The sequence below is a fragment of the Pseudoxanthomonas sp. Root65 genome (assembly GCF_001427635.1).
Lineage (GTDB): Bacteria > Pseudomonadota > Gammaproteobacteria > Xanthomonadales > Xanthomonadaceae > Pseudoxanthomonas_A.
The window spans coordinates 355,608-373,826 of record NZ_LMHA01000002.1; the positions used below are offsets into that span (position 1 = coordinate 355,608).

At 66.7% G+C, this 18,219-nt stretch carries 14 protein-coding genes and 7 tRNA genes; 17 read left to right on the plus strand and 4 right to left on the minus strand.

The window, feature by feature from the left end:
- Window positions 1–58: 58 nt before the first annotated feature.
- Entirely contained in the window at window positions 59–748 is a 690-nt protein-coding gene (phoB, locus tag ASD77_RS12175; RefSeq protein ID WP_055941959.1) for a phosphate regulon transcriptional regulator PhoB, read from the minus strand.
- 100 nt (window positions 749–848) lie between these two features.
- Window positions 849–2,489 carry a M48 family metalloprotease gene (locus ASD77_RS12180; protein WP_055941962.1) on the minus strand — a complete coding sequence of 547 codons (1,641 nt, stop codon included), beginning with the start codon at window positions 2,487–2,489 and terminating at the stop codon, window positions 849–851.
- A gap of 187 nt (window positions 2,490–2,676) precedes the next feature.
- Here ASD77_RS12180 and grxC point away from each other — a divergent pair, with 187 nt between their 5' ends.
- From grxC to ASD77_RS12200, 4 genes are all read left to right on the plus strand, one after another.
- Window positions 2,677–2,967, plus strand: coding sequence for a glutaredoxin 3 (gene grxC, locus ASD77_RS12185; protein WP_235578534.1), 291 nt, complete (start codon window positions 2,677–2,679; stop codon window positions 2,965–2,967).
- Window positions 2,964–3,356, plus strand: a complete 393-nt coding sequence (locus ASD77_RS12190) for a carboxymuconolactone decarboxylase family protein (RefSeq protein ID WP_055941968.1) — start codon at window positions 2,964–2,966, stop codon at window positions 3,354–3,356. The genes grxC and ASD77_RS12190 overlap by 4 nt, the downstream gene beginning before the upstream one ends.
- Window positions 3,357–3,730: 374 nt before the next feature.
- Window positions 3,731–4,738 carry an isocitrate dehydrogenase gene (locus tag ASD77_RS12195; RefSeq protein ID WP_055941972.1) on the plus strand — a complete coding sequence of 336 codons (1,008 nt, stop codon included), beginning with the start codon at window positions 3,731–3,733 and terminating at the stop codon, window positions 4,736–4,738.
- Window positions 4,739–4,868: 130 nt separating this feature from the next.
- Window positions 4,869–6,182 carry a Na+/H+ antiporter NhaC family protein gene (locus ASD77_RS12200; protein WP_055941975.1) on the plus strand — a complete coding sequence of 438 codons (1,314 nt, stop codon included), beginning with the start codon at window positions 4,869–4,871 and terminating at the stop codon, window positions 6,180–6,182.
- 51 nt (window positions 6,183–6,233) lie between these two features.
- On the opposite strand, the gene ASD77_RS12205 is transcribed toward ASD77_RS12200, so the two are convergent.
- Window positions 6,234–6,998, minus strand: a complete 765-nt coding sequence (locus ASD77_RS12205) for a Bax inhibitor-1/YccA family protein (protein ID WP_327194194.1) — start codon at window positions 6,996–6,998, stop codon at window positions 6,234–6,236.
- 148 nt (window positions 6,999–7,146) lie between these two features.
- Here ASD77_RS12205 and ASD77_RS12210 point away from each other — a divergent pair.
- From ASD77_RS12210 to ASD77_RS12270, 13 genes are all read left to right on the plus strand, one after another.
- Window positions 7,147–7,223, plus strand: a tRNA-Pro gene (locus ASD77_RS12210).
- A 58-nt stretch (window positions 7,224–7,281) separates the two neighbouring features.
- Window positions 7,282–7,358 (plus strand) — tRNA-Arg (locus ASD77_RS12215).
- 38 nt (window positions 7,359–7,396) lie between these two features.
- Window positions 7,397–7,473 (plus strand) — tRNA-His (locus tag ASD77_RS12220).
- Window positions 7,474–7,546: 73 nt separating this feature from the next.
- Window positions 7,547–7,622: transfer RNA gene (locus ASD77_RS12225), tRNA-Lys, on the plus strand.
- A gap of 72 nt (window positions 7,623–7,694) precedes the next feature.
- Window positions 7,695–7,779: transfer RNA gene (locus ASD77_RS12230), tRNA-Leu, on the plus strand.
- Between the two features lie 310 nt (window positions 7,780–8,089).
- On the plus strand, window positions 8,090–9,382 hold the full coding sequence (gene tig / locus ASD77_RS12235) for a trigger factor (protein WP_055941978.1): 1,293 nt from the start codon (window positions 8,090–8,092) through the stop codon (window positions 9,380–9,382).
- Window positions 9,383–9,458: 76 nt separating this feature from the next.
- Window positions 9,459–10,085 (plus strand): ATP-dependent Clp endopeptidase proteolytic subunit ClpP, encoded by a 627-nt coding sequence (gene clpP, locus ASD77_RS12240; RefSeq protein ID WP_055941981.1) that lies wholly within the window; start codon window positions 9,459–9,461, stop codon window positions 10,083–10,085.
- Between the two features lie 126 nt (window positions 10,086–10,211).
- A complete protein-coding gene (gene clpX / locus ASD77_RS12245; RefSeq protein ID WP_055941984.1) occupies window positions 10,212–11,495 on the plus strand; it encodes an ATP-dependent Clp protease ATP-binding subunit ClpX in 1,284 nt (427 codons plus the stop codon).
- Between the two features lie 183 nt (window positions 11,496–11,678).
- Window positions 11,679–14,129, plus strand: a complete 2,451-nt coding sequence (gene lon, locus ASD77_RS12250) for an endopeptidase La (protein ID WP_055941988.1) — start codon at window positions 11,679–11,681, stop codon at window positions 14,127–14,129.
- Window positions 14,130–14,313: 184 nt separating this feature from the next.
- Window positions 14,314–14,619 carry an HU family DNA-binding protein gene (locus tag ASD77_RS12255; RefSeq protein ID WP_268793387.1) on the plus strand — a complete coding sequence of 102 codons (306 nt, stop codon included), beginning with the start codon at window positions 14,314–14,316 and terminating at the stop codon, window positions 14,617–14,619.
- Window positions 14,620–14,653: 34 nt separating this feature from the next.
- A tRNA-Val gene (locus ASD77_RS12260) sits at window positions 14,654–14,728 on the plus strand.
- Between the two features lie 84 nt (window positions 14,729–14,812).
- Window positions 14,813–14,889: transfer RNA gene (locus ASD77_RS12265), tRNA-Asp, on the plus strand.
- Window positions 14,890–15,045: 156 nt separating this feature from the next.
- Window positions 15,046–17,022: a SurA N-terminal domain-containing protein gene (locus tag ASD77_RS12270; RefSeq protein ID WP_055941993.1), complete on the plus strand. Its 1,977-nt coding sequence runs from the start codon at window positions 15,046–15,048 to the stop codon at window positions 17,020–17,022.
- Between the two features lie 68 nt (window positions 17,023–17,090).
- On the opposite strand, the gene ASD77_RS12275 is transcribed toward ASD77_RS12270, so the two are convergent.
- Window positions 17,091–18,215 (minus strand): lytic transglycosylase domain-containing protein, encoded by a 1,125-nt coding sequence (locus tag ASD77_RS12275; RefSeq protein WP_156383663.1) that lies wholly within the window; start codon window positions 18,213–18,215, stop codon window positions 17,091–17,093.
- Between the last annotated feature and the right edge of the window lie 4 nt (window positions 18,216–18,219).

The following is an 18,219-nucleotide window of genomic DNA, read 5'->3' on the forward strand; positions in this document are numbered from 1 at the left end:
CGGGATGACGGGCAACGTCGATACGCTCTTTTACCGATTCCCGATTCCCGCGACGACCTCACATCGCCGCCGAGAACCGGTAGCCCGACCCCCGCACGGTCTGCACCATGTTTTCCAGGCCATGCGGCTCCAGGGTCTTGCGCAGACGGCGGATATGCACGTCGACGGTCCGTTCTTCCACGTAGACGCTGCCGCCCCAGACATGGTCGAGCAACTGCGTGCGCGAGTAGACGCGCTCGGGGTGGGTCATGAAGAAGTGCAGCAGGCGGTACTCGGTAGGGCCGATGGCGACCGGGGTGTCGCCGGCGAACACGCGATGGGCCGCACCGTCGATGCGCAGGTTGCCGACGGCGACGCTGCCGTCCTCATCGTCGTCGCGCGAGCGGCGCATGACGGCGCGGATGCGGGCCAGCAGCTCACGGGCGGAGAAGGGCTTGACCACATAATCGTCCACGCCGGCTTCCAGCCCGCCGACGCGGTCGTTCTCCTCGCCACGGGCGGTCAGCATGATGATCGGCACGTCGCGCGTCATGGCGTCCTTGCGCCAGCGGCGGGCCAGCTCCAGGCCGCTGGTGCCGGGCAGCATCCAGTCCAGCAGGATCAGGTCGGGCACGCGATCGGCGATGGCGTTCTGGGCTTCACGGGCGTCGCCGGCGTGGATCGGCTCGTATTCGCCCTTGCGCAGGGCGAACGCCACCATGTCGCGGATGGCGGGTTCGTCGTCGACGATCAGGATGTGCTTCTGCACGCAGGATCCGGGTGCGGGGGGGACGTTGGCAGTAGACGACAATTTTGTGACGTTTACATGACATGCCGCAGGAGTGTCATGGCGGCGTGCCGACGGCCGGTCAGCGCCGCTCCACATCCGGATCGCGGATCCCCTGGCGGCGCAGTTCCAGCACTTCCGGGGTGATGGTGGCGATGCGGGCATCGACCCGGGCGCGGGCGTAGAAGTCCAGGTCGCTCCGGTTCTTGAGATTCTGCAGCTGGATCAGCGCCTGCTCCGGCCGCCCGTTCAGGTAGGCGGCCTCGGCATAGGCTTCGCCGGCGCGGGCGGTGTCGCCGGCCAGTTCGTTGGCGCGGGCGAACTGCTGCTGGAACACCGGGTCGTCGCCGGCGCGGGCCATCATCGGGCGCAGGAGGGCCTGCGCGCGCTGCCCGGCTTCGCGGCCGCCCTGTTCGTTCAGCACCTTGGCGTAGGTCAGGGCCACCGGACGGTTCTGCGGGTAGCGCTGCATCAGTGCGTCGAAGCGGCGATTGGCCGTCGCCGCGTTGCCGGTGCGGGATTCGGCTTCGCCCAGCGTCAGGGACAGCCACAGGTTGTCGGGGTGCTCGTCGGCCAGCCGCTGCAGTTCGGCCAGCGCGGTACGGGTGTCGCCGCCCTGCAGGTGGGCCACGGCCAGCCCGTAGCGTTCCGGCCCGGTCAGCGGCTTGCCGGCCTGCCGGCGCAGGGTCTCGTACTCGCGGACGGCGGCCGATGGCGTGCTCGCGCTGAGCGCCCGCAGGCGTTCGCGGGCCCAGTCGAACTGGCCGGTGTCGGCCTGGCGGAAGGCCTGCGACGGCAGGGTCACCGGAATCGGCAGCAGCGGATTGTCGCTGCGCGTTTCCGGCAGGACGATGCCGGTGCGGTCGAAGCGCTCCACGCGTTCGCCGCCGGGCACCGTGGTCACGGCGGTGACCTGGTCGCCGCGCAACTGGTCGGCGCGCTGGCGGGCCTCGCTGATGCGGGTGGTGGTGACCGGGTGGGTCTGCAGGTAGTCGGGCACCTGTTCGCGGCCGCTGCCGCGCGCCACCCGGGTCGCCTGCTGCAGCTTGGCGAAGAAGCCGGCCATCGCATCGATGTCGTAGCCGGCGCGGGACAGGGTGCGGATGCCCACGCGGTCGGCTTCGGATTCGTTGGAGCGGGTGTAGTCGATCTGGCGCTGCTGCATCAGGCCCATCGCGCTGGCGATGGCGGCCTGCGAGGCGTCGCCGCTGGAGCTGCCGCCGGCCGCCTGCGCCAGCACGATGGCGCCCAGCATGCCCAGCAGGATCGGGATCTGGTCGCGCTGGGCGCGCTCCACGCCGCGCAGCACGTGCTGCTGGGTGACGTGGGCGATTTCGTGCGAGAGCACCGCGGCCACCTCGTCCTCGCGGTCGGCCGTCAGCACCAGGCCGGCGTTCATGCCGATGTAGCCGCCCAGCGTGGCGAAGGCGTTGATCTGCCGGTCGCGCATCATGAAGAAGGTATAGGACTGCTGCGGGTTGTCGCTGTCCGCGCCGAGCCGGCCACCGACACCCTGCAGCCAGTCGGTGATCAGCGGGTCTTCGAGCAGGTAGCCGTAGTTGCGCAGTTCGCGCAGCATCATCCCGCCGTACTGGGCCTGCCGCGCTGGCGTGAGCAGTTCGCCCGCGGACGAGCCGATGTCGGGCAGGCGGCTTTCCTGCGACGACGCCAGCGGTGCGGCGAGGGCCAGGGTCAGGGCGGTGGCGAGCAGCAAGGGACGCAAACGGGGCTCCGTGGCGGATAATGGGCGTCTTCATCAGGATGACCGGTCGTCGATCCGGGCGAGTGAATACGTGGTTAACCGGACCGGTTCCGGTTCGCACTGTTCCACTTCGTTCACTGGAAGACGGCGCGGCCTGCCCGATATTGGCTGGGACCGCTGCATGTCCCTTTCGTTCCGGAGACTTCCCTTGAGCGACACCCCGACGGGCGCCACCGCGCCCCAGATCACCATCTACAGCACCGCCATCTGCCCCTACTGCGTGGCGGCGAAGAACTTCCTGAAGAGCAAGGGCCAGTCCTGGACCGAGGTGCGGATCGACCTGGACCCGGCCGAGCGCGAGAAGATGATCGCCACCGCCAAGCGCACCAGCGTGCCGCAGATCTTCGTGGGCGAGGTGCACGTGGGCGGCTACGACGACATGATCGCGCTGCACCGCGCCGGCAAGCTCGACGCACTGCTCGCAGGAGAGGCCGCATGAGCGCCGCCGACGACAGCCAGGACCGGGTGAAGGCCTTCACCGAGTTCCGCCAGCGGATGAACAAGCGGATCCTGGACGAGCCCAACCAGGTCGTTCGCCGCTTCTTCGCCCTGGACACGCAGACCTACCAGGCCGGCGCGCTGGACGTGAAGACCAAGGAGCTGCTGGGCCTGGTCGCCTCGATGGTGCTGCGCTGCGACGACTGCATCAGCTACCACGTTGCCCAGTGCAAGGAGGCCGGGGTGACGCGCGAGGAGTTCTTCGAGACCTTCTCGGTCGGCCTGGTGGTGGGCGGCTCCATCGTCATCCCGCACCTGCGCCGCGCGGTGGATTTCCTCGACCAGCTGGAAGGCGGACAGGCCGACGCGCCGGCGGCGCACGACCACTGAGGTCGCCAAGGTGGATCAGGTGCTCGTGCGAGCACCTTGCCTGCCCGCGTCCGCCGGTGTCGTGCCGTAGCGGTCCGGGGACCTATTTTTTGCGTGGCCGTCGTTCCAGCGAAAGCTGGGACCCATCCTGATCTTCGCTTTCCGCAGTCGCCGTAGCCGTTGGAAGGAAACGCAGCGGGGACACGGATACCCCCGTTCGCGGGGATGACGGCCCCGGCGATGATCCTGTCCGCTTTCGCCCGGCGGAACCGGCCTCAGACCATCGTCGATTAGGGGGCTTGGCGGCCGATCGGGCATAATTGCGGGACAAATCTCCCTTTCTGCACGCGTCGCGGCCCCGTCCGGCGCGCGCCCCTGTTCGGAAACCCCACTCAATGACCCAGACGATTACGGTCATCCGCGGCGACGGTATTGGCCCGGAGATCATGGACGCCACCCTGCACGTGCTCGACGTGATGAAGGTCGGCCTGACCTATGAAGAGGCCGATGCCGGCCTGGTCGCGCTGGAGAAGCACGGCGACCTGCTGCCGCAGGCCACGCTGGATTCGATCCGCAAGAACGGCGTGGCGCTGAAGAGCCCGCTGACAACGCCGGTGGGCGAGGGCTTCAGTTCGATCAACGTGGCGCTGCGCCGCCACTTCGACCTGTACGCCAACGTGCGCCCGGCCAAGTCGTTCCCGAACACCAAGTCGCGCTTCCCGACCGGCGTTGACCTGATCACCGTGCGCGAGAACACCGAAGGCGCCTACATCGGTGAAGGTCAGTCGATCTCGGAAGACGGCGAAACCGCGCTGCTGACGCAGAAGATCACCCGCAAGGGTTCCGAGCGCATCGTGCGCTACGCCTACGATCTGGCCCGCAAGACCGGCCGCAAGAAGGTCACCATCGTCCACAAGGCGAACATCCTGAAGACCACCTCGGGCCTGTTCCTGAAGGTGGCGCGCGAAGTGGCTGCGCTGTACCCCGAGATCCAGACCAACGAGATGATCGTGGACAACACCTGCATGCAGCTGGTGATGCGTCCGGAGCAGTTCGACATCATCGTCACCACCAACCTGTTCGGCGACATCATCTCTGACCTGTGCGCCGGTCTGGTCGGCGGCCTGGGCCTGGCACCGGGCGCCAACATCGGTGTCGATGCGGCGATCTTCGAGGCCGTGCACGGCTCGGCGCCGGACATCGCCGGCAAGGGCGTCGCCAATCCGTGCGCGCTGCTGCTGGGCGCGGCGCAGATGCTCGACCACCTGGGCCAGCCGGAGAAGGCCGAGCGCCTGCGCGCGGCCATCATCGCCACGCTCGAAGCCAAGGATTCGCTGACCCCGGACCTGGGCGGCGAGGGCACCACCATGTCGTTCGCCAAGGCGATCGCCAGCCGCGTCTGAGCGCTTCCGGCAGGCAACACGGAAACGGGACGCACAGCGTCCCGTTTTTGTTTGCGTATGTCCCATCCATGAGGTTGGATGCGAGGCGAAGGGCACGCACAATCCGCGGCCCACGCAGAAGGCCCTGTTCATGTCCGTCCGTCCCAGCGCGCTGGCGCTGACTCCGCTATTGCTGTTCCTGGCGCTGTTCTTCGGCGCGGGCCTGTACTACACGGCACAGGGCGAAGCCATGGGCTTCTACCAGTTGCGTGCGCCGGTGGCGATCCTGCCCGCGCTTGCCCTGGGTGTCTGGCTCGCGCGCCGGCGCGGCCTGCCGGCGCAGCAGACGCTGCTGCAGGGCATGGGCGACAGCAACATCATGCTGATGTGCCTGATCTTCCTGCTGGCGGGCGCGTTCGCCACGGTGTCGAAGGCGATCGGGGCCGTCGATGCGGTCGTCGCGCTGGGGTTGGGCGCGCTGCCGGCCAGCCTGATCCTGCCGGGCCTGTTCCTGGTGGCGGCATTCGTCTCCCTCTCGATCGGCACGTCGATGGGCACGGTGGCGGCTGTCGTGCCCATCGCGCTGGGCGTGGCCGACGCGGCGGGACTGGACCGCGTGCTGGTCGTTGGCGCGGTGCTGGGCGGGGCGATGTTCGGCGACAACCTGTCGATCATCTCCGACACCACCATCGCCGCCACCCGCAGCCAGGGCGCGGAGATGCGCGACAAGTTCCGCGAGAATCTCAAGATCGCGCTGCCGGCGGCCATCGCGACCCTGGTCCTGCTCGGCGTCCTGGGCGACGCCGCGCCCGTCAAAGCGCCGGACGCCGCGTCGCCCTGGCTAGTGCTGCCGTACCTGCTGGTGCTGGGCCTGGCGCTGGCCGGGCTGGACGTGGTGCTGGTACTGGCGATCGGCCTGGTCGCGTCCGGCCTGTTCGGCTTCGCGATGGCGCAGGACTACGACGTGGTCTCGTTCGCAGGCGACATCTACGTGGGGTTCGAGAGCATGGTGGAAATCACCCTGCTGTCCATCCTCATCGGTGGCCTGGCGGCGCTGATCAAGGCCACCGGCGGTCTGGCATGGCTGGCCCAAGTCATTGCCGCGTTTGCCCGTGGTCGCACCGGTCGACGCGCCGGCGAACTGAGCATCGCGGCGCTCGCGGCCGGTTCCGACGCCCTGACGGCCAACAACACCGTCGCCATTCTGGTGACCGGCAGCCTGGCCAAGGACATCGCGCAGCGCCACGGCATCAGTCCGCGGCGCGCAGCCAGTGTCCTGGACGTGTTCGCCTGCGTGGTGCAGGGCGTGCTGCCGTACGGCGCGCAGATCCTGCTGGCGGCGTCGCTGGCAGCCGTGTCGCCGCTGGCGCTGGCCGGCAGCGTGCAGTATTGCTGGCTGCTGGCCGTGTCCGCGCTGGCCTTCATGCTGTGGCCGTCGCGTCGCACGGTGCCGGCGGCGGAATGAAAACGGGGCGCCTGCGCGCCCCGTTCCCTTGATCGTGCCGTGTGCGGAAACTCAGTCGCGCGACTGCAGTTTCGACAACAGGCGCAGCAGTTCCAGGTACAGCCACACCAGCGTGACCATCAGGCCGAACGCGCCATACCACTCCATGTACTTGGGCGCGCCCTGTTCCACGCCGGTTTCGATGAAGTCGAAGTCCAGCACCAGGTTCAGCGAGGCGATGGCCACCACGAACAGGCTGAAAGCGATGCCGACCCAGCCGGCTTCGTGGATCATCGGGATGTTGATCCCGAAGAAACCCAGCACGATGCTGGCCAGGTAGACCAGCGCGATGCCCCCGGTCGCCGCCACCACGCCCAGCTTGAAGTTCTCGGTCGCCTTGATCAGGCCGCTGCGATAGGCGAACAGCAACGCGAACATGATGCCGAAGGTCAGCATGACCGCCTGCATCACGATGCCGTCGAACTTCGCGTTGTAGACCGCCGAGATCGCACCCAGGAAGAATCCCTCCACCAGCGCGTACAGCGGTGCGGTGACGGGCGACCAAGTCTTCTTGAAGACGGTGATCAGCGCCAGGACCAGGCCGCCGATGGCGCCTCCCCACATGTACAGCGCGAATCCCGGTGCCGGCAGGCCGTCCGTTCCGAGCGCCTGGCTCCAGGAGAAGGCTGCCGTCAGCACGGTCAGCAGCAACAGGATGCCGGTCTTGTTGACCGTGCCGTTGAGCGTCATTGCCTCGCCATCGCGCGAGACGACCGTCCCGCTACCGAGGTCGAGGAACGTGGATTCCTTCAATGCCGGATTGCCGCTGCGTATCATCGTTCCCTCACGTGGTTGCCGGACATCTGTCCATGCCGCTGAGCATATCGCAAGGCGACCGCCCCGCACGTTCCGTTTGACAGCGGGGCCGCAGGTTCCGACAATACGCGGCCTCGTTGGCGTCCAGACGCCACGCCGGGACCCTCGTCGGGGTATAGCGCAGTCTGGTAGCGCATCTGCTTTGGGAGCAGAGGGTCGGGGGTTCGAATCCCTCTACCCCGACCAGTCTGATGCACCGCCAGGGTGTGTTCCGGCAGGGCGGGGATGCGACAATCCGGACCGGGCGCCCGTAGCTCAACCGGATAGAGCACCGGCCTTCTAAGCCGGCGGTTACAGGTTCGAGTCCTGTCGGGCGCGCCACGGGTGGTGTACTCCGGCGGGAACAGCAGGTTTCAGTGGTGGATGTAGCTCAGTTGGTTAGAGCACCGGATTGTGATTCCGGGGGTCGCGGGTTCAAATCCCGTCTTCCACCCCATTGATGGAAGATTCCGCTGCGGCGGGGTTTGTAACAAACAAGGGATGCGGGTACACTACGCGCCCAGTTTTCGGGGCTGTTAGCTCAGTTGGTAGAGCAGTTGACTCTTAATCAATAGGTCCAAGGTTCGAATCCTTGACAGCCCACCAAAGCAGAAAGCGCCCGGTCACCCCGGGCGCTTTTTTCTTGCCGGCGGCGCGGCCGGTACAATGCGGTGAACTGCGAAAGTGGCGGAATTGGTAGACGCACTGGATTTAGGTTCCAGCGGGTAACCCCGTGAGGGTTCGAGTCCCTCCTTTCGCACCACGCCCCGGCGAGCGCCGGATGGCACGGACATGAGCGCGCCGTAGCGCGCCCGGCGGGCGAAGCGCCAGCCGTTATGGGGCTGCGACCTTGGATGGTCCGCCGTGACTCGGCTGGCTGCGTTCCCATTTTTGGAGCCCCGCTGCCGATAAAGCGGCCGGAACGCCCGTGCTCTGGGCTCCACCGCTGGCAGCCCGCTCCGGAATCGGCCAAACTAGCAAGTTCCGCCGGGAGGGGCCTTGCGCCCACGTCCCAGGCGTCCCGGATTATCAACATCGCCCCGGCTGTGCCGTGGCCGCAGGAGTCAGTGAGTATGCAAGTTTCGGTCGAATCGGTCGGCAACCTCGAGCGCCGCATGAGCTTCAGCCTGCCGGCGGAGCGTCTGGACACCCATATCGGCGGCCGCCTGCGCGAGCTGTCGCGTACCGCGCGCATCAAGGGCTTCCGTCCGGGCAAGGTGCCGGCGAAGGTCATCGAGCAGCGCTACGGCGACCAGGTGCGTGCCGAAGCCCTCGACGGCCTGCTGCGCGAGACCTTCAACAACGCCGTGCGCGAGCAGGAATTGCAGTTGGCCGGCAACCCGCGCATCGAGAAGCAGGGCGAGGGCGAACTCGACTTCGTCGCCACCTTCGAAGTGGTGCCGGACTTCGGCGACATCGACGTGGCCAAGCTGAACGTGGTGCGCAACACCGCCGAAGTGACCGACGCCGACATCGACCAGATGATCGACAACCTGCGCATGCAGCGTCGTACGTTCCAGGCCGTCGAGCGCGGCGCGAAGGACGGGGATCGCGTGGGCCTGGAGACCTGGTCGCAGGCCGGGGACGAGCGCATGCCGGCCGAGGGCGTCGAGAAGGGTGCGACCCTGATCGGCTCGGGCGTAATGTTCGGCGACATCGAACAGGCGCTCGTGGGCCTGGCGAAGGGTGACGAGAAGACCGTGTCGGTCACGTTCCCGGCCGACTGGCGCGTGCCGCAGCTGGCGGGCCGGCAGGTCGACGTGCACGTCAAGGTCACCGATGTGGCCGAGTCGGTGCTGCCGGACGTGGATCGCGAGTTCATCCGCAGCTTCGGCGTGAAGAGTGGCGATGCCGAGCAGTTCCGTGCCGATATCCGCAGCAACCTCGAGCGCGAGCTGAAGGGTGCGCTGATGACCCGCCTGCGTCGTGAAGTCGGCGAGCAGTTGATCGCCGCCTATGCGCATGTGGAGATGCCGCCGCGCCTGGTCGAGAACGAGGCGCGCGTGATGGTGCAGCAGGCGGCCGAGCAGGCCCGCCGCCAGGGCCAGCAGGTGCAGATCCCGGACAATGCCCACGAGGGCTTCACGGATGCCGCCCGCAAGCGCGTCCTGGTCGGCCTGCTGGTGGGCGAGGTGGCCCGCCGCAACCAGCTCCGCCTGGACCCGAAGCGCCTGAACGAGACGCTGCGCCTGATCGCCTCGACCTACGAAGAGCCGGAGCAGGTCATTGAGTTGTACCGCAATGATCCCCAGTTGATGAATAGTCTGCAGGGTCGTGTGATGGAGGAGCAGGTGATCGACTGGATCGCCGAGCGCGCCCAGCACACCGAGCAGGCGCTTTCCTTCCAGGAAGCCATCCGCAACTGATCCGGGCGCCCGCCCGGGCAGAGCGTCCGGCTATCCTAGGCCGGACCTTCCCACGAACGACAGGCGCGATAACCCAATGAGCATCCGAACCCAAGCCCTCAACCTGGTGCCGATGGTGGTCGAACAGACCAGCCGCGGCGAGCGCGCCTACGACATCTATTCCCGCCTGCTGAAGGAACGCGTGATCTTCCTGGTCGGCGGCGTGGACGACCACGTGGCCAATGTCATCGTGGCGCAGATGCTCTTCCTGGAAGCGGAAAATCCGGAGAAGGACATCAGCCTGTACATCAATTCGCCCGGTGGCGTGGTGACCGCCGGCATGGCGATCTACGACACCATGCAGTACATCAAGCCGGACGTCAGCACGATCTGCGTGGGCCAGGCGGCCAGCATGGGCGCGCTGCTGCTGGCGGCGGGCGCGAAGGGCAAGCGCTACGCCCTGCCGAATTCGCGCGTGATGATCCACCAGCCGCTCGGCGGCTTCCAAGGCCAGGCGACGGACATCGACATCCACGCCCGCGAGATCCTGACCCTGCGCGCGAAGCTGAACGCGATTCTGTCCCACCACACCGGTCAGTCGCTGGAAACCATCGAGCGCGACACCGAGCGCGACAACTTCAAGAGCGCGGCGGATTCGCAGGCCTACGGCCTGGTCGACCAGGTGCTCGAGCGCCGTCCGGAAGACACCATCCAGTCGGCCTGATCCCCGGATTGCCGCTTTTCAGGCACAAATCCCCCTGTTCACCGTCCCGGCCGACAAGCCGGGACCGTGTGCTATTCTCCGACCGCAAGCCCTTCCGGGCAGGTTGAGCGACCGAGTAATACCAGCATGAGCGAAGATCGTCAGGGCCGTTCCGGCGACAGCACCAAAATCCTGTACTGCTCGTTCTGCGGCAAGAGCCAGCATGAGGTGCGCAAGCTGATCGCGGGCCCCAGCGTGTTCATCTGCGATGAATGCGTGGAGCTGTGCAACGACATCATCCGCGAAGAACTGGAAGAGAAGGCGCAGTCCGCCCGCAGCCACCTGCCCAAGCCGCGCGAGATCCTCGAGGTCCTGGACCAGTACGTGATCGGCCAGAACCGCGCCAAGCGCACGCTGGCGGTGGCGGTCTACAACCACTACAAGCGCATCGAGAGCCGCAGCAAGAACGACGAGGTCGAACTGGCCAAGTCCAACATCCTGCTGGCCGGTCCGACGGGTTCGGGCAAGACGCTGCTGGCCGAAACGCTGGCGCGCCTGCTCAACGTGCCGTTCACCATCGCCGACGCCACCACGCTGACAGAAGCCGGCTACGTGGGCGAGGACGTCGAGAACATCATCCAGAAGCTGCTGCAGAAGTGCGACTACGATGTCGACAAGGCGCAGCAGGGCATCGTCTACATCGACGAGATCGACAAGATCTCGCGCAAGAGCGAGAACCCCTCGATCACCCGCGACGTGTCCGGCGAAGGCGTGCAGCAGGCGCTGCTCAAGCTGATCGAAGGCACCGTGGCCAGTGTTCCGCCGCAGGGCGGCCGCAAGCATCCGCAGCAGGAATTCCTGCAGGTCGACACCAAGAACATCCTGTTCATCTGCGGCGGCGCGTTCGCCGGCCTGGACAAGATCATCCAGCAGCGCAGCACCGAAGCCGGCGGCATCGGTTTCGGCGCCAAGGTGAAGAGCTCGGAGAAGAAGTCGGAAGTCGGCAAGGTGTTGTCGGAAGTCGAGCCGGAAGACCTGATCAAGTTCGGCCTGATCCCCGAGTTCGTCGGCCGCCTGCCGGTGGTCGCCACACTGGAAGAGCTGGACGAGACCGCGCTGGTCAAGATCCTGACCGAGCCCAAGAACGCCATCACCAAGCAGTTCAAGAAGCTGTTCGAGATGGAGGGCGTGGAGATCGAGTTCCGTCCCGACGCGCTGGCGGCGATCGCCCGCAAGGCGCTGAAGCGCAAGACCGGCGCGCGCGGCCTGCGCACCATCGTCGAGTCGGTGCTCCTGGACACGATGTACGAACTGCCGTCGCTGGAGAACGTCAGCAAGGTGGTCGTGGACGAGTCGGTGATCGAGCACAAGTCCGAGCCGTACCTGATTTACCAGAATCCGCCGGCGCAGAAAGTCGCATCGGCCGAGTGATCCGGCCGGGATCCTCTCCTCTGACAGGCGCCCATGTGGCGCCTGTTCAGTTTCTGGAGCTCTGCCGCAAGTGGCCGGTTCCCTTGGTGTTTTGGCGACGCTCTTGCATCCCTCGGGCGATGGCCCCATAACGGGCCCATTGGTGCCTGCGCACCCCTGCATTCCGCACTTGCTGGAGCCCCCATGCCCCGCCGTCCCCAGACTGAAATCCTCGACCTGCCGGTCCTGCCGCTACGCGACGTGGTGGTGTTCCCGCACATGGTCATCCCGCTGTTCGTCGGTCGCGACAAGTCCATGCGCGCGCTGGAGCAGGCGATGGAAGCCGACAAGCGCATCATCCTGCTGGCGCAGAAGTCCGCCGAAACCGACGACCCCGCGGCCGCGGACCTGTACACCGTCGGCACGCTCGCGCAGGTGCTGCAGTTGCTGAAGCTGCCGGATGGCACGATCAAGGTCCTGGTCGAGGGCACGGCGCGCGTGACCGTGTCGAACGTGACCGAGCGCGACGGATCGCTGTACGGGCAGGGCGAGGAGATCGATTCCACCGACGCGCGTGAGCCGCGCGAGATCGAGGCCGTCGCGCGTTCGCTGATGAGCCTGTTCGAGCAGTACGTCAAGACCAACCGCAAGCTGCCGCCGGAACTGCTGCAGACGCTGGCCGGCATCGACGAGCCCAGCCGCCTGGCCGACACCATCGCCGCGCACCTGGGCGTGCGCCTGAGCGACAAGCAGCGGCTGCTGGAGACGGTCGAAGTCGGTGAACGGCTGGAACTGCTGGTCGGCTTCGTCGACGGCGAGATCGACGTGCAGCAGTTGGAGAAGCGCATCCGCGGCCGCGTGAAGTCGCAGATGGAGAAGAGCCAGCGCGAGTACTACCTCAACGAGCAGATGAAGGCCATCCAGAAGGAACTGGGCGAGTTGGACGAGGCGCCCAACGAACTGGAAGAGCTGGCGCGCAAGATCGCGGCTGCCGGCATGCCCAAGCCCGTCGAGACCAAGGCGCGCAACGAGCTCAACAAGCTCAAGCAGATGTCGCCGATGTCGGCCGAGGCCGCGGTGGTGCGCAACTACCTGGACTGGCTGCTCGGCGTGCCTTGGAACAAGCGCAGCAAGGTGCGCAAGGATCTCAAGGTCGCGCAGGACACGCTGGATGCCGACCACTATGGTCTGGAGAAGGTGAAGGAGCGCATCCTCGAATACCTCGCCGTGCAGTCGCGGGTGAAGAAGCTGCGCGGCCCCATCCTGTGTCTGGTCGGCCCGCCGGGCGTCGGCAAGACCTCGCTGGGCCAGAGCATCGCCAAGGCGACCAACCGCAAGTTCGTGCGCATGTCGCTCGGCGGCGTGCGCGACGAGGCGGAGATCCGCGGACACCGCCGCACCTACGTCGGGTCGATGCCGGGCCGCATCGTGCAGAACCTCAACAAGACCGGCAGCAAGAATCCGTTGTTCGTGCTGGACGAGATCGACAAGATGTCGATGGATTTTCGCGGCGACCCGTCGTCCGCCTTGCTGGAAGTGCTGGATCCCGAACAGAACAGCGCCTTCAACGACCACTACCTGGAAGTGGACTTGGACCTGTCCGAGGTGATGTTCGTCGCGACCTCAAATTCGCTCAACATCCCGGGCCCGCTGCTGGACCGCATGGAAGTGATCCGCATCCCCGGCTATACCGAGGATGAGAAGGTCAACATCGCACAGCGCTACCTGGTGCCGAAGCAGCTGAAGGCGAACGGCCTGAAGGCGGACGAGTTGAAGATCGCCGAAAACGCGATCCGCGACCTGGTCCGCTACTACACGCGCGAATCCGGCGTACGCAACCTCGAGCGCGAAGTCGCCAAGATCTGCCGCAAGGTGGTCAAGGAAATCGCGCTCGCCGGCCCGAAGCCCGCGCGCAAGAAGGCAACCGCGATGCAGGTCAGTTCGAAGAATCTGGAGAAATACGCCGGGGTGCGCCGTTACGACTTCGGTCGTGCCGAAGAGCAGAACGAGATCGGCCTGGTCACCGGCCTGGCCTGGACGGAAGTCGGCGGCGACCTGCTGCAGATCGAAGTCGCGCTGGTGCCGGGCAAGGGTGGCATGCTGCTGACCGGCCAGCTCGGCGACGTGATGAAGGAATCCGGTTCCGCCGCGTTGTCGGTGGTGCGCAGTCGCGCGGCCAGCCTGGGCGTGGATACGGAGTTCCTGCAGAAGCACGACGTTCACCTGCACGTGCCTGATGGCGCCACGCCGAAGGACGGGCCGAGCGCAGGCATCGCGATGGCGACCGCGCTGGTCTCCGCACTCACCCGCAATCCGGTGCGCGCCGATGTCGCGATGACGGGCGAGATCACCCTGCGCGGCCGCGTCACCGCGATCGGCGGCCTCAAGGAGAAGCTGCTGGCGGCGCTGCGCGGCGGCATCACCACGGTGATCATTCCCGACGAGAACAAGAAGGACCTGGCCGACATTCCCGCCAACGTCACCGAGGGCATGAAGATCGTGCCGGTGAAGTGGATCGACGAGGTGCTCGACCTGGCGCTGGAGCGACCGCTGGCGCCCGTGCCCGCCGATGGCGGCGACGGTGGCGAACGCGTGGTGCCGGCGACCAAGAAGGAGCGCGGCAAGGGCTCCCAGCAACCCGGCGTGAAGCATTGAGGAAGATGCTCGGCGATGCCTGTCATCGCCCTGAAACCCGCGTCATTACTGGGTTTTCGGCTTGCGTGGCATTTTTCGCACTGGTATAACGACGTCACCCGCATGCACGAGGCAGTGTCTCGATGCGCGTGGACATCACGACCGGTTCCGATCAGGCGAGCGAAGCCAGAGGTGCCGGTCACTCATTCCGCGGTTGTGCCGCACAGGGAGTTACTCAATGAACAAAACCGAATTGATCGATGCCGTCGCCGACGAAGCCGAAGTGTCCAAGGCCGAAGCCGGCCGTGCCGTCGACGCCGTCATCTCCAGCATCACCAAGGCCCTCAAGAAGGGCGACAGCGTGACGCTGGTCGGCTTCGGTACCTTCCAGGTCCGCAAGCGTGCCGCTCGCACGGGTCGCAACCCGAAGACCGGCGATACCATCAAGATCAAGGCCTCCAAGAACCCCGCGTTCAAGGCTGGCAAAGCCCTGAAGGATGCCGTAAACTAATCGACTCGCTGCCGATGGCAGGGTGCGATCACCCGGGTGCTTAGCTCAGCGGTAGAGCGTCTCCCTTACACGGAGAGGGTCGGGGGTTCGAAACCCTCAGCACCCACCACATCGGGGCGATGCAAGATTAAAAAAATTGTCGGATGGTCTAGCGGAAATCGCTGAAATCGTCTTACAATGTTCGTCTCAGCGCGGAGTGGTAGTTCAGTCGGTTAGAATGCTGGCCTGTCACGCCGGAGGTCGCGGGTTCGAGTCCCGTCCACTCCGCCATTTCACCCAAAAAGCCCGCGAAAGCGGGCTTTTTGCTGTCCGTGTTCCGCCGGGCGCCACAGGATGTCCGGTAGCCGTGGAGCCGCCGGGTGGCGAGACGCCGCTGCCCGGGCGCGCTAAACTGCGCGGCTGAAAGAATTCGGGTCCCGTGCGCACATGCTGCAGAAACTCCGCGACAAAACCACCGGCTGGGTCGCCAGCCTGATCCTGGGTCTGCTGATCATTCCGTTCGCCTTCGTCGGCGTGAACGAATACGTGACCGGCGGCACCGCCAGTGACGTGGCGCTGGTCGAAGCGCCGCCGACATGGTGGGAGTCCGCGCCGCAGTGGTGGCCGGTATCGACCTTGTGGCAGCGCGAAGAGGTCACGCAGGACGATTTCCGCACGGCCTTCGAGCAGGCTCGCCAGCAGCAGCGCCAGGCGCTGGGCGATGCGTTCGATCCGCGCGAGTTCGAGAGCGCCGACAACAAGCGCAAGGTGCTGGAGCAGCTGATCGACCAGAAGGTGCTGGCGCTGGGTGCGAAGCGCGCGGGCATCGTGGTGGGCGACGCCGCCGTGCAGAAGATGATCGCGAGCGAGCCGGCGTTCCAGGTCGATGGCAAGTTCAGCCCCCAGCAGTACCAGCTGTTGCTGGCGTCTCAGGTGCCGGCGGTCTCGCCGCTGCAGTTCGAGGAACAGCAGCGCGAGCGCCTGCGCATGATGCTGTTGCCGCAGGCGATCAGTGATTCCGACTTCGTCACCGAGGGCGAGCAGGCGCGCATGTGGAAGCTGCTCGGTGAGACGCGCGACATTGGCATCGCGCTGTTGCCGCCGGTGGCCGAGGACACGACGCCGGTCACCGATGCGCAGATCAAGGCCTGGTACGACAGCCACAAGAGCGACTTCAAGCAACCCGAGCAGGTCTCGCTGGAGTACGTGGAAATCAACGGCGCCACGTTGCCGGTCACGGCGACGCCCGACGAGGCCGCGCTGCAGAAGCGCTACGAGGCGGAAAAGTCGCGCTTCATGTCGCCGGAGCAGCGCGTGGTCGCGCACATCCTGATCGCGGCGGATGCAAGTGCCGATGCCGCCACGCAGAAGAAGGCCGAAGACAAGGCCGCCGCGCTGGCCAAGCAGGCGCGCGAGGGCGCCGACTTCGCCGCGTTGGCGCGCGCGAATTCCGACGATCCGGGCTCGAAGGATGCCGGTGGCGAACTGCCGCCGTTCGCGAAGGACGGCTCGATGGTCAAGCCTTTCGAGGACGCTGCGTTCGCGATGCAGGCCGGTGAGATCCGCGGCCCGGTCAAGAGCGACTTCGGCTACCACGTGTTGCAGCTGAAGCAGATCAATCCCGGCACCGGTCGCAGCTTCGAGGAAGTGCGCGGCGAACTGGCGGCCGAAGAGGCCAACGGCGAGCGCGAGCGTGCGTACAACGAGCTGGCCGGTCGCGTGGTCAATGAAACGCTGAAGAACCCCACGGCGCTGGCACCGGCGGCCCAAGCCACCGGCCTGCCGCTGCAGAAGGTCGGTCCGTTCTCGCGCGACCAGCCGCAGGGCATCGCGACGGTGCCGGCGGTGTTGCGTGCGGCGTTCTCCGACACGCTGGTACAGGACGGCACGATCAGCGATCCGATCGAGATCGCGCCCAGCCACAGCGTCGTCATCCGCGTCGCCCAGCACACGCCCGAGCAGGCGTTGCCGCTGGACAAGGCGCGCGATGCCGTCGTGCAGGCCATCCGTACGGACCGGCAGGAGAAGGCCGCCCAGGCTGCCGCGGACGCGCTGGTCGCCCGCGTGCAGAAGGGCGAATCGCTGGCGACGGTCGCCGCTGCCGACGGCCTGCGTTTCAACGAACTGCCTGGCCTGCGCCGTGGCATGCCGATGCCGACGGCCGAAGCGAACGAAGCCATCTTCGCCGCGGGTCGTCCGGCGGACGGCAAGGTCGTGGCCGGCAAGGTGGCGCTGGGTGACGGCGCCTATGCGATCTTCACCGTCAACAAGGTGACCGACGGTGCCATCGCGGACATGCCGCCCGAAGAGCGCGCGAGCATGCAGCAGCAGCTGGTGCAGCTCAATGGCGGCATCGCGACGCAGGCCTACGTGGATGCGCTGCGCAAGCGCTTCAAGGTCAAGGTCTTCGAAGAGCGGCTCTGAGCCGCGCAGCAGGTTCCAACCGAATCCCGCCGCCAGGCGGGATTCTTTTTTCCACTGTGCGAAACGGATCAGTCCGTGGTGCTGTCCAGCTTCAGCACCATCCCGGGCCGCAGGACGGCATCCGCTCCCAGTCCGTTCACCTGCAGCAGGCGCGCCGGCGTGATGCCGTAACGGCGGGCGATGGTCCAGGCGGAGTCGCCGCGTCTGACGGTGTGCGTGCGGGTATCGCGGGGCGTGCCGGCGGACGTCGATGCCAGTGCGGCCTCGGGTGTCGATGAGGGCGGTGCGTCTGCTGCGGTGTCGTCCACGCCTGCCGTCGTCGGCGCCAGCAGCCGGATCGGCTTGGTGCCCCGGCTGAAGCGGCCCGCCAGGGCAGGATTGAGGCGCTTGAGCAGTGCCACTGGCTGCTGCTGTTGCCTGGCCCACGCATCGAGGGTCGCATCACCGGGCAGGACGTGCGCCGCCAGGCGCGGCACCGGCCGATCCATCTGTCTGAGCCAGGCATCGCGATCGTCGGCCTGCTGGAAGATGCACGCCAGCGCATGCAGCTTCTCGACATAGGCGTAGGTGATGCCCGACAGCCCCGGCAGTTCCGCCGGGCGCGCATTGCGTGCGTTCATGCCGGCACGGCGCATGGACTGCAGCAGGCGGTACTCGCCGGCGTTGTAGGCCATCACCGTCAGGCGCCAGTCGCCCCCGAACATGCCATGCAGCGTCTTGAGGTAGCGGATGGCGGCCTGGGTGGAATCCACCGGCGACAGCCGGCCGTCGTAGCCTTCGCGCATCGGCACGCCCTGGTTGCGCGCAGTGATACCGATGAATTGCCACAGCCCGGCCGGGCCCTGCGGATTGCGTACGCCCGGCTTGTAGCCGCTTTCCACGAACGGAATCAGTGCGTACTCGGTGGGCAGGTGCGCCTCGCGCAGCGCATCGACCACGTAACCGAACAGCGGCAGCAGGTCGTCCTCGGCGCGTGCCAGCTGCCCGGGCGCATGGCTGAAGTGCTTTTTCCAGCGTCCGTTGGTGGCCTGGCTGTCGCACGCGGGGTCGGCTAGTCCGTCGCGGAAGCGCTGGTAGATCTCCAGTCCGCTGCGCTGGTGGCTGGCCGGTACACCGGCGGGGTCCAACGGTGGCGCGGCAGGTGCGGTCGGGGCCTCAGCGGGTGGGTCGGCGGCGAGTGCCACGTGCGGCATCAAC

Bases quoted from the DNA above. Each gene is read 5' to 3' on its own strand.
- ASD77_RS12190 (WP_055941968.1), top strand. From the start codon at position 2,964: ATGAGCGCCGCCGACGACAGCCAGGACCGGGTGAAGGCCTTCACCGAG.
- ASD77_RS12195 (WP_055941972.1), top strand. From the start codon at position 3,731: ATGACCCAGACGATTACGGTCATCCGCGGCGACGGTATTGGCCCGGAG.
- ASD77_RS12200 (WP_055941975.1), top strand. From the start codon at position 4,869: ATGTCCGTCCGTCCCAGCGCGCTGGCGCTGACTCCGCTATTGCTGTTC.
- ASD77_RS12205 (WP_327194194.1), bottom strand. From the start codon at position 6,998: ATGATACGCAGCGGCAATCCGGCATTGAAGGAATCCACGTTCCTCGAC.
- tig (WP_055941978.1), top strand. From the start codon at position 8,090: ATGCAAGTTTCGGTCGAATCGGTCGGCAACCTCGAGCGCCGCATGAGC.
- clpP (WP_055941981.1), top strand. From the start codon at position 9,459: ATGAGCATCCGAACCCAAGCCCTCAACCTGGTGCCGATGGTGGTCGAA.
- clpX (WP_055941984.1), top strand. From the start codon at position 10,212: ATGAGCGAAGATCGTCAGGGCCGTTCCGGCGACAGCACCAAAATCCTG.
- lon (WP_055941988.1), top strand. From the start codon at position 11,679: ATGCCCCGCCGTCCCCAGACTGAAATCCTCGACCTGCCGGTCCTGCCG.
- ASD77_RS12270 (WP_055941993.1), top strand. From the start codon at position 15,046: ATGCTGCAGAAACTCCGCGACAAAACCACCGGCTGGGTCGCCAGCCTG.
- ASD77_RS12275 (WP_156383663.1), bottom strand. From the start codon at position 18,215: ATGCCGCACGTGGCACTCGCCGCCGACCCACCCGCTGAGGCCCCGACC.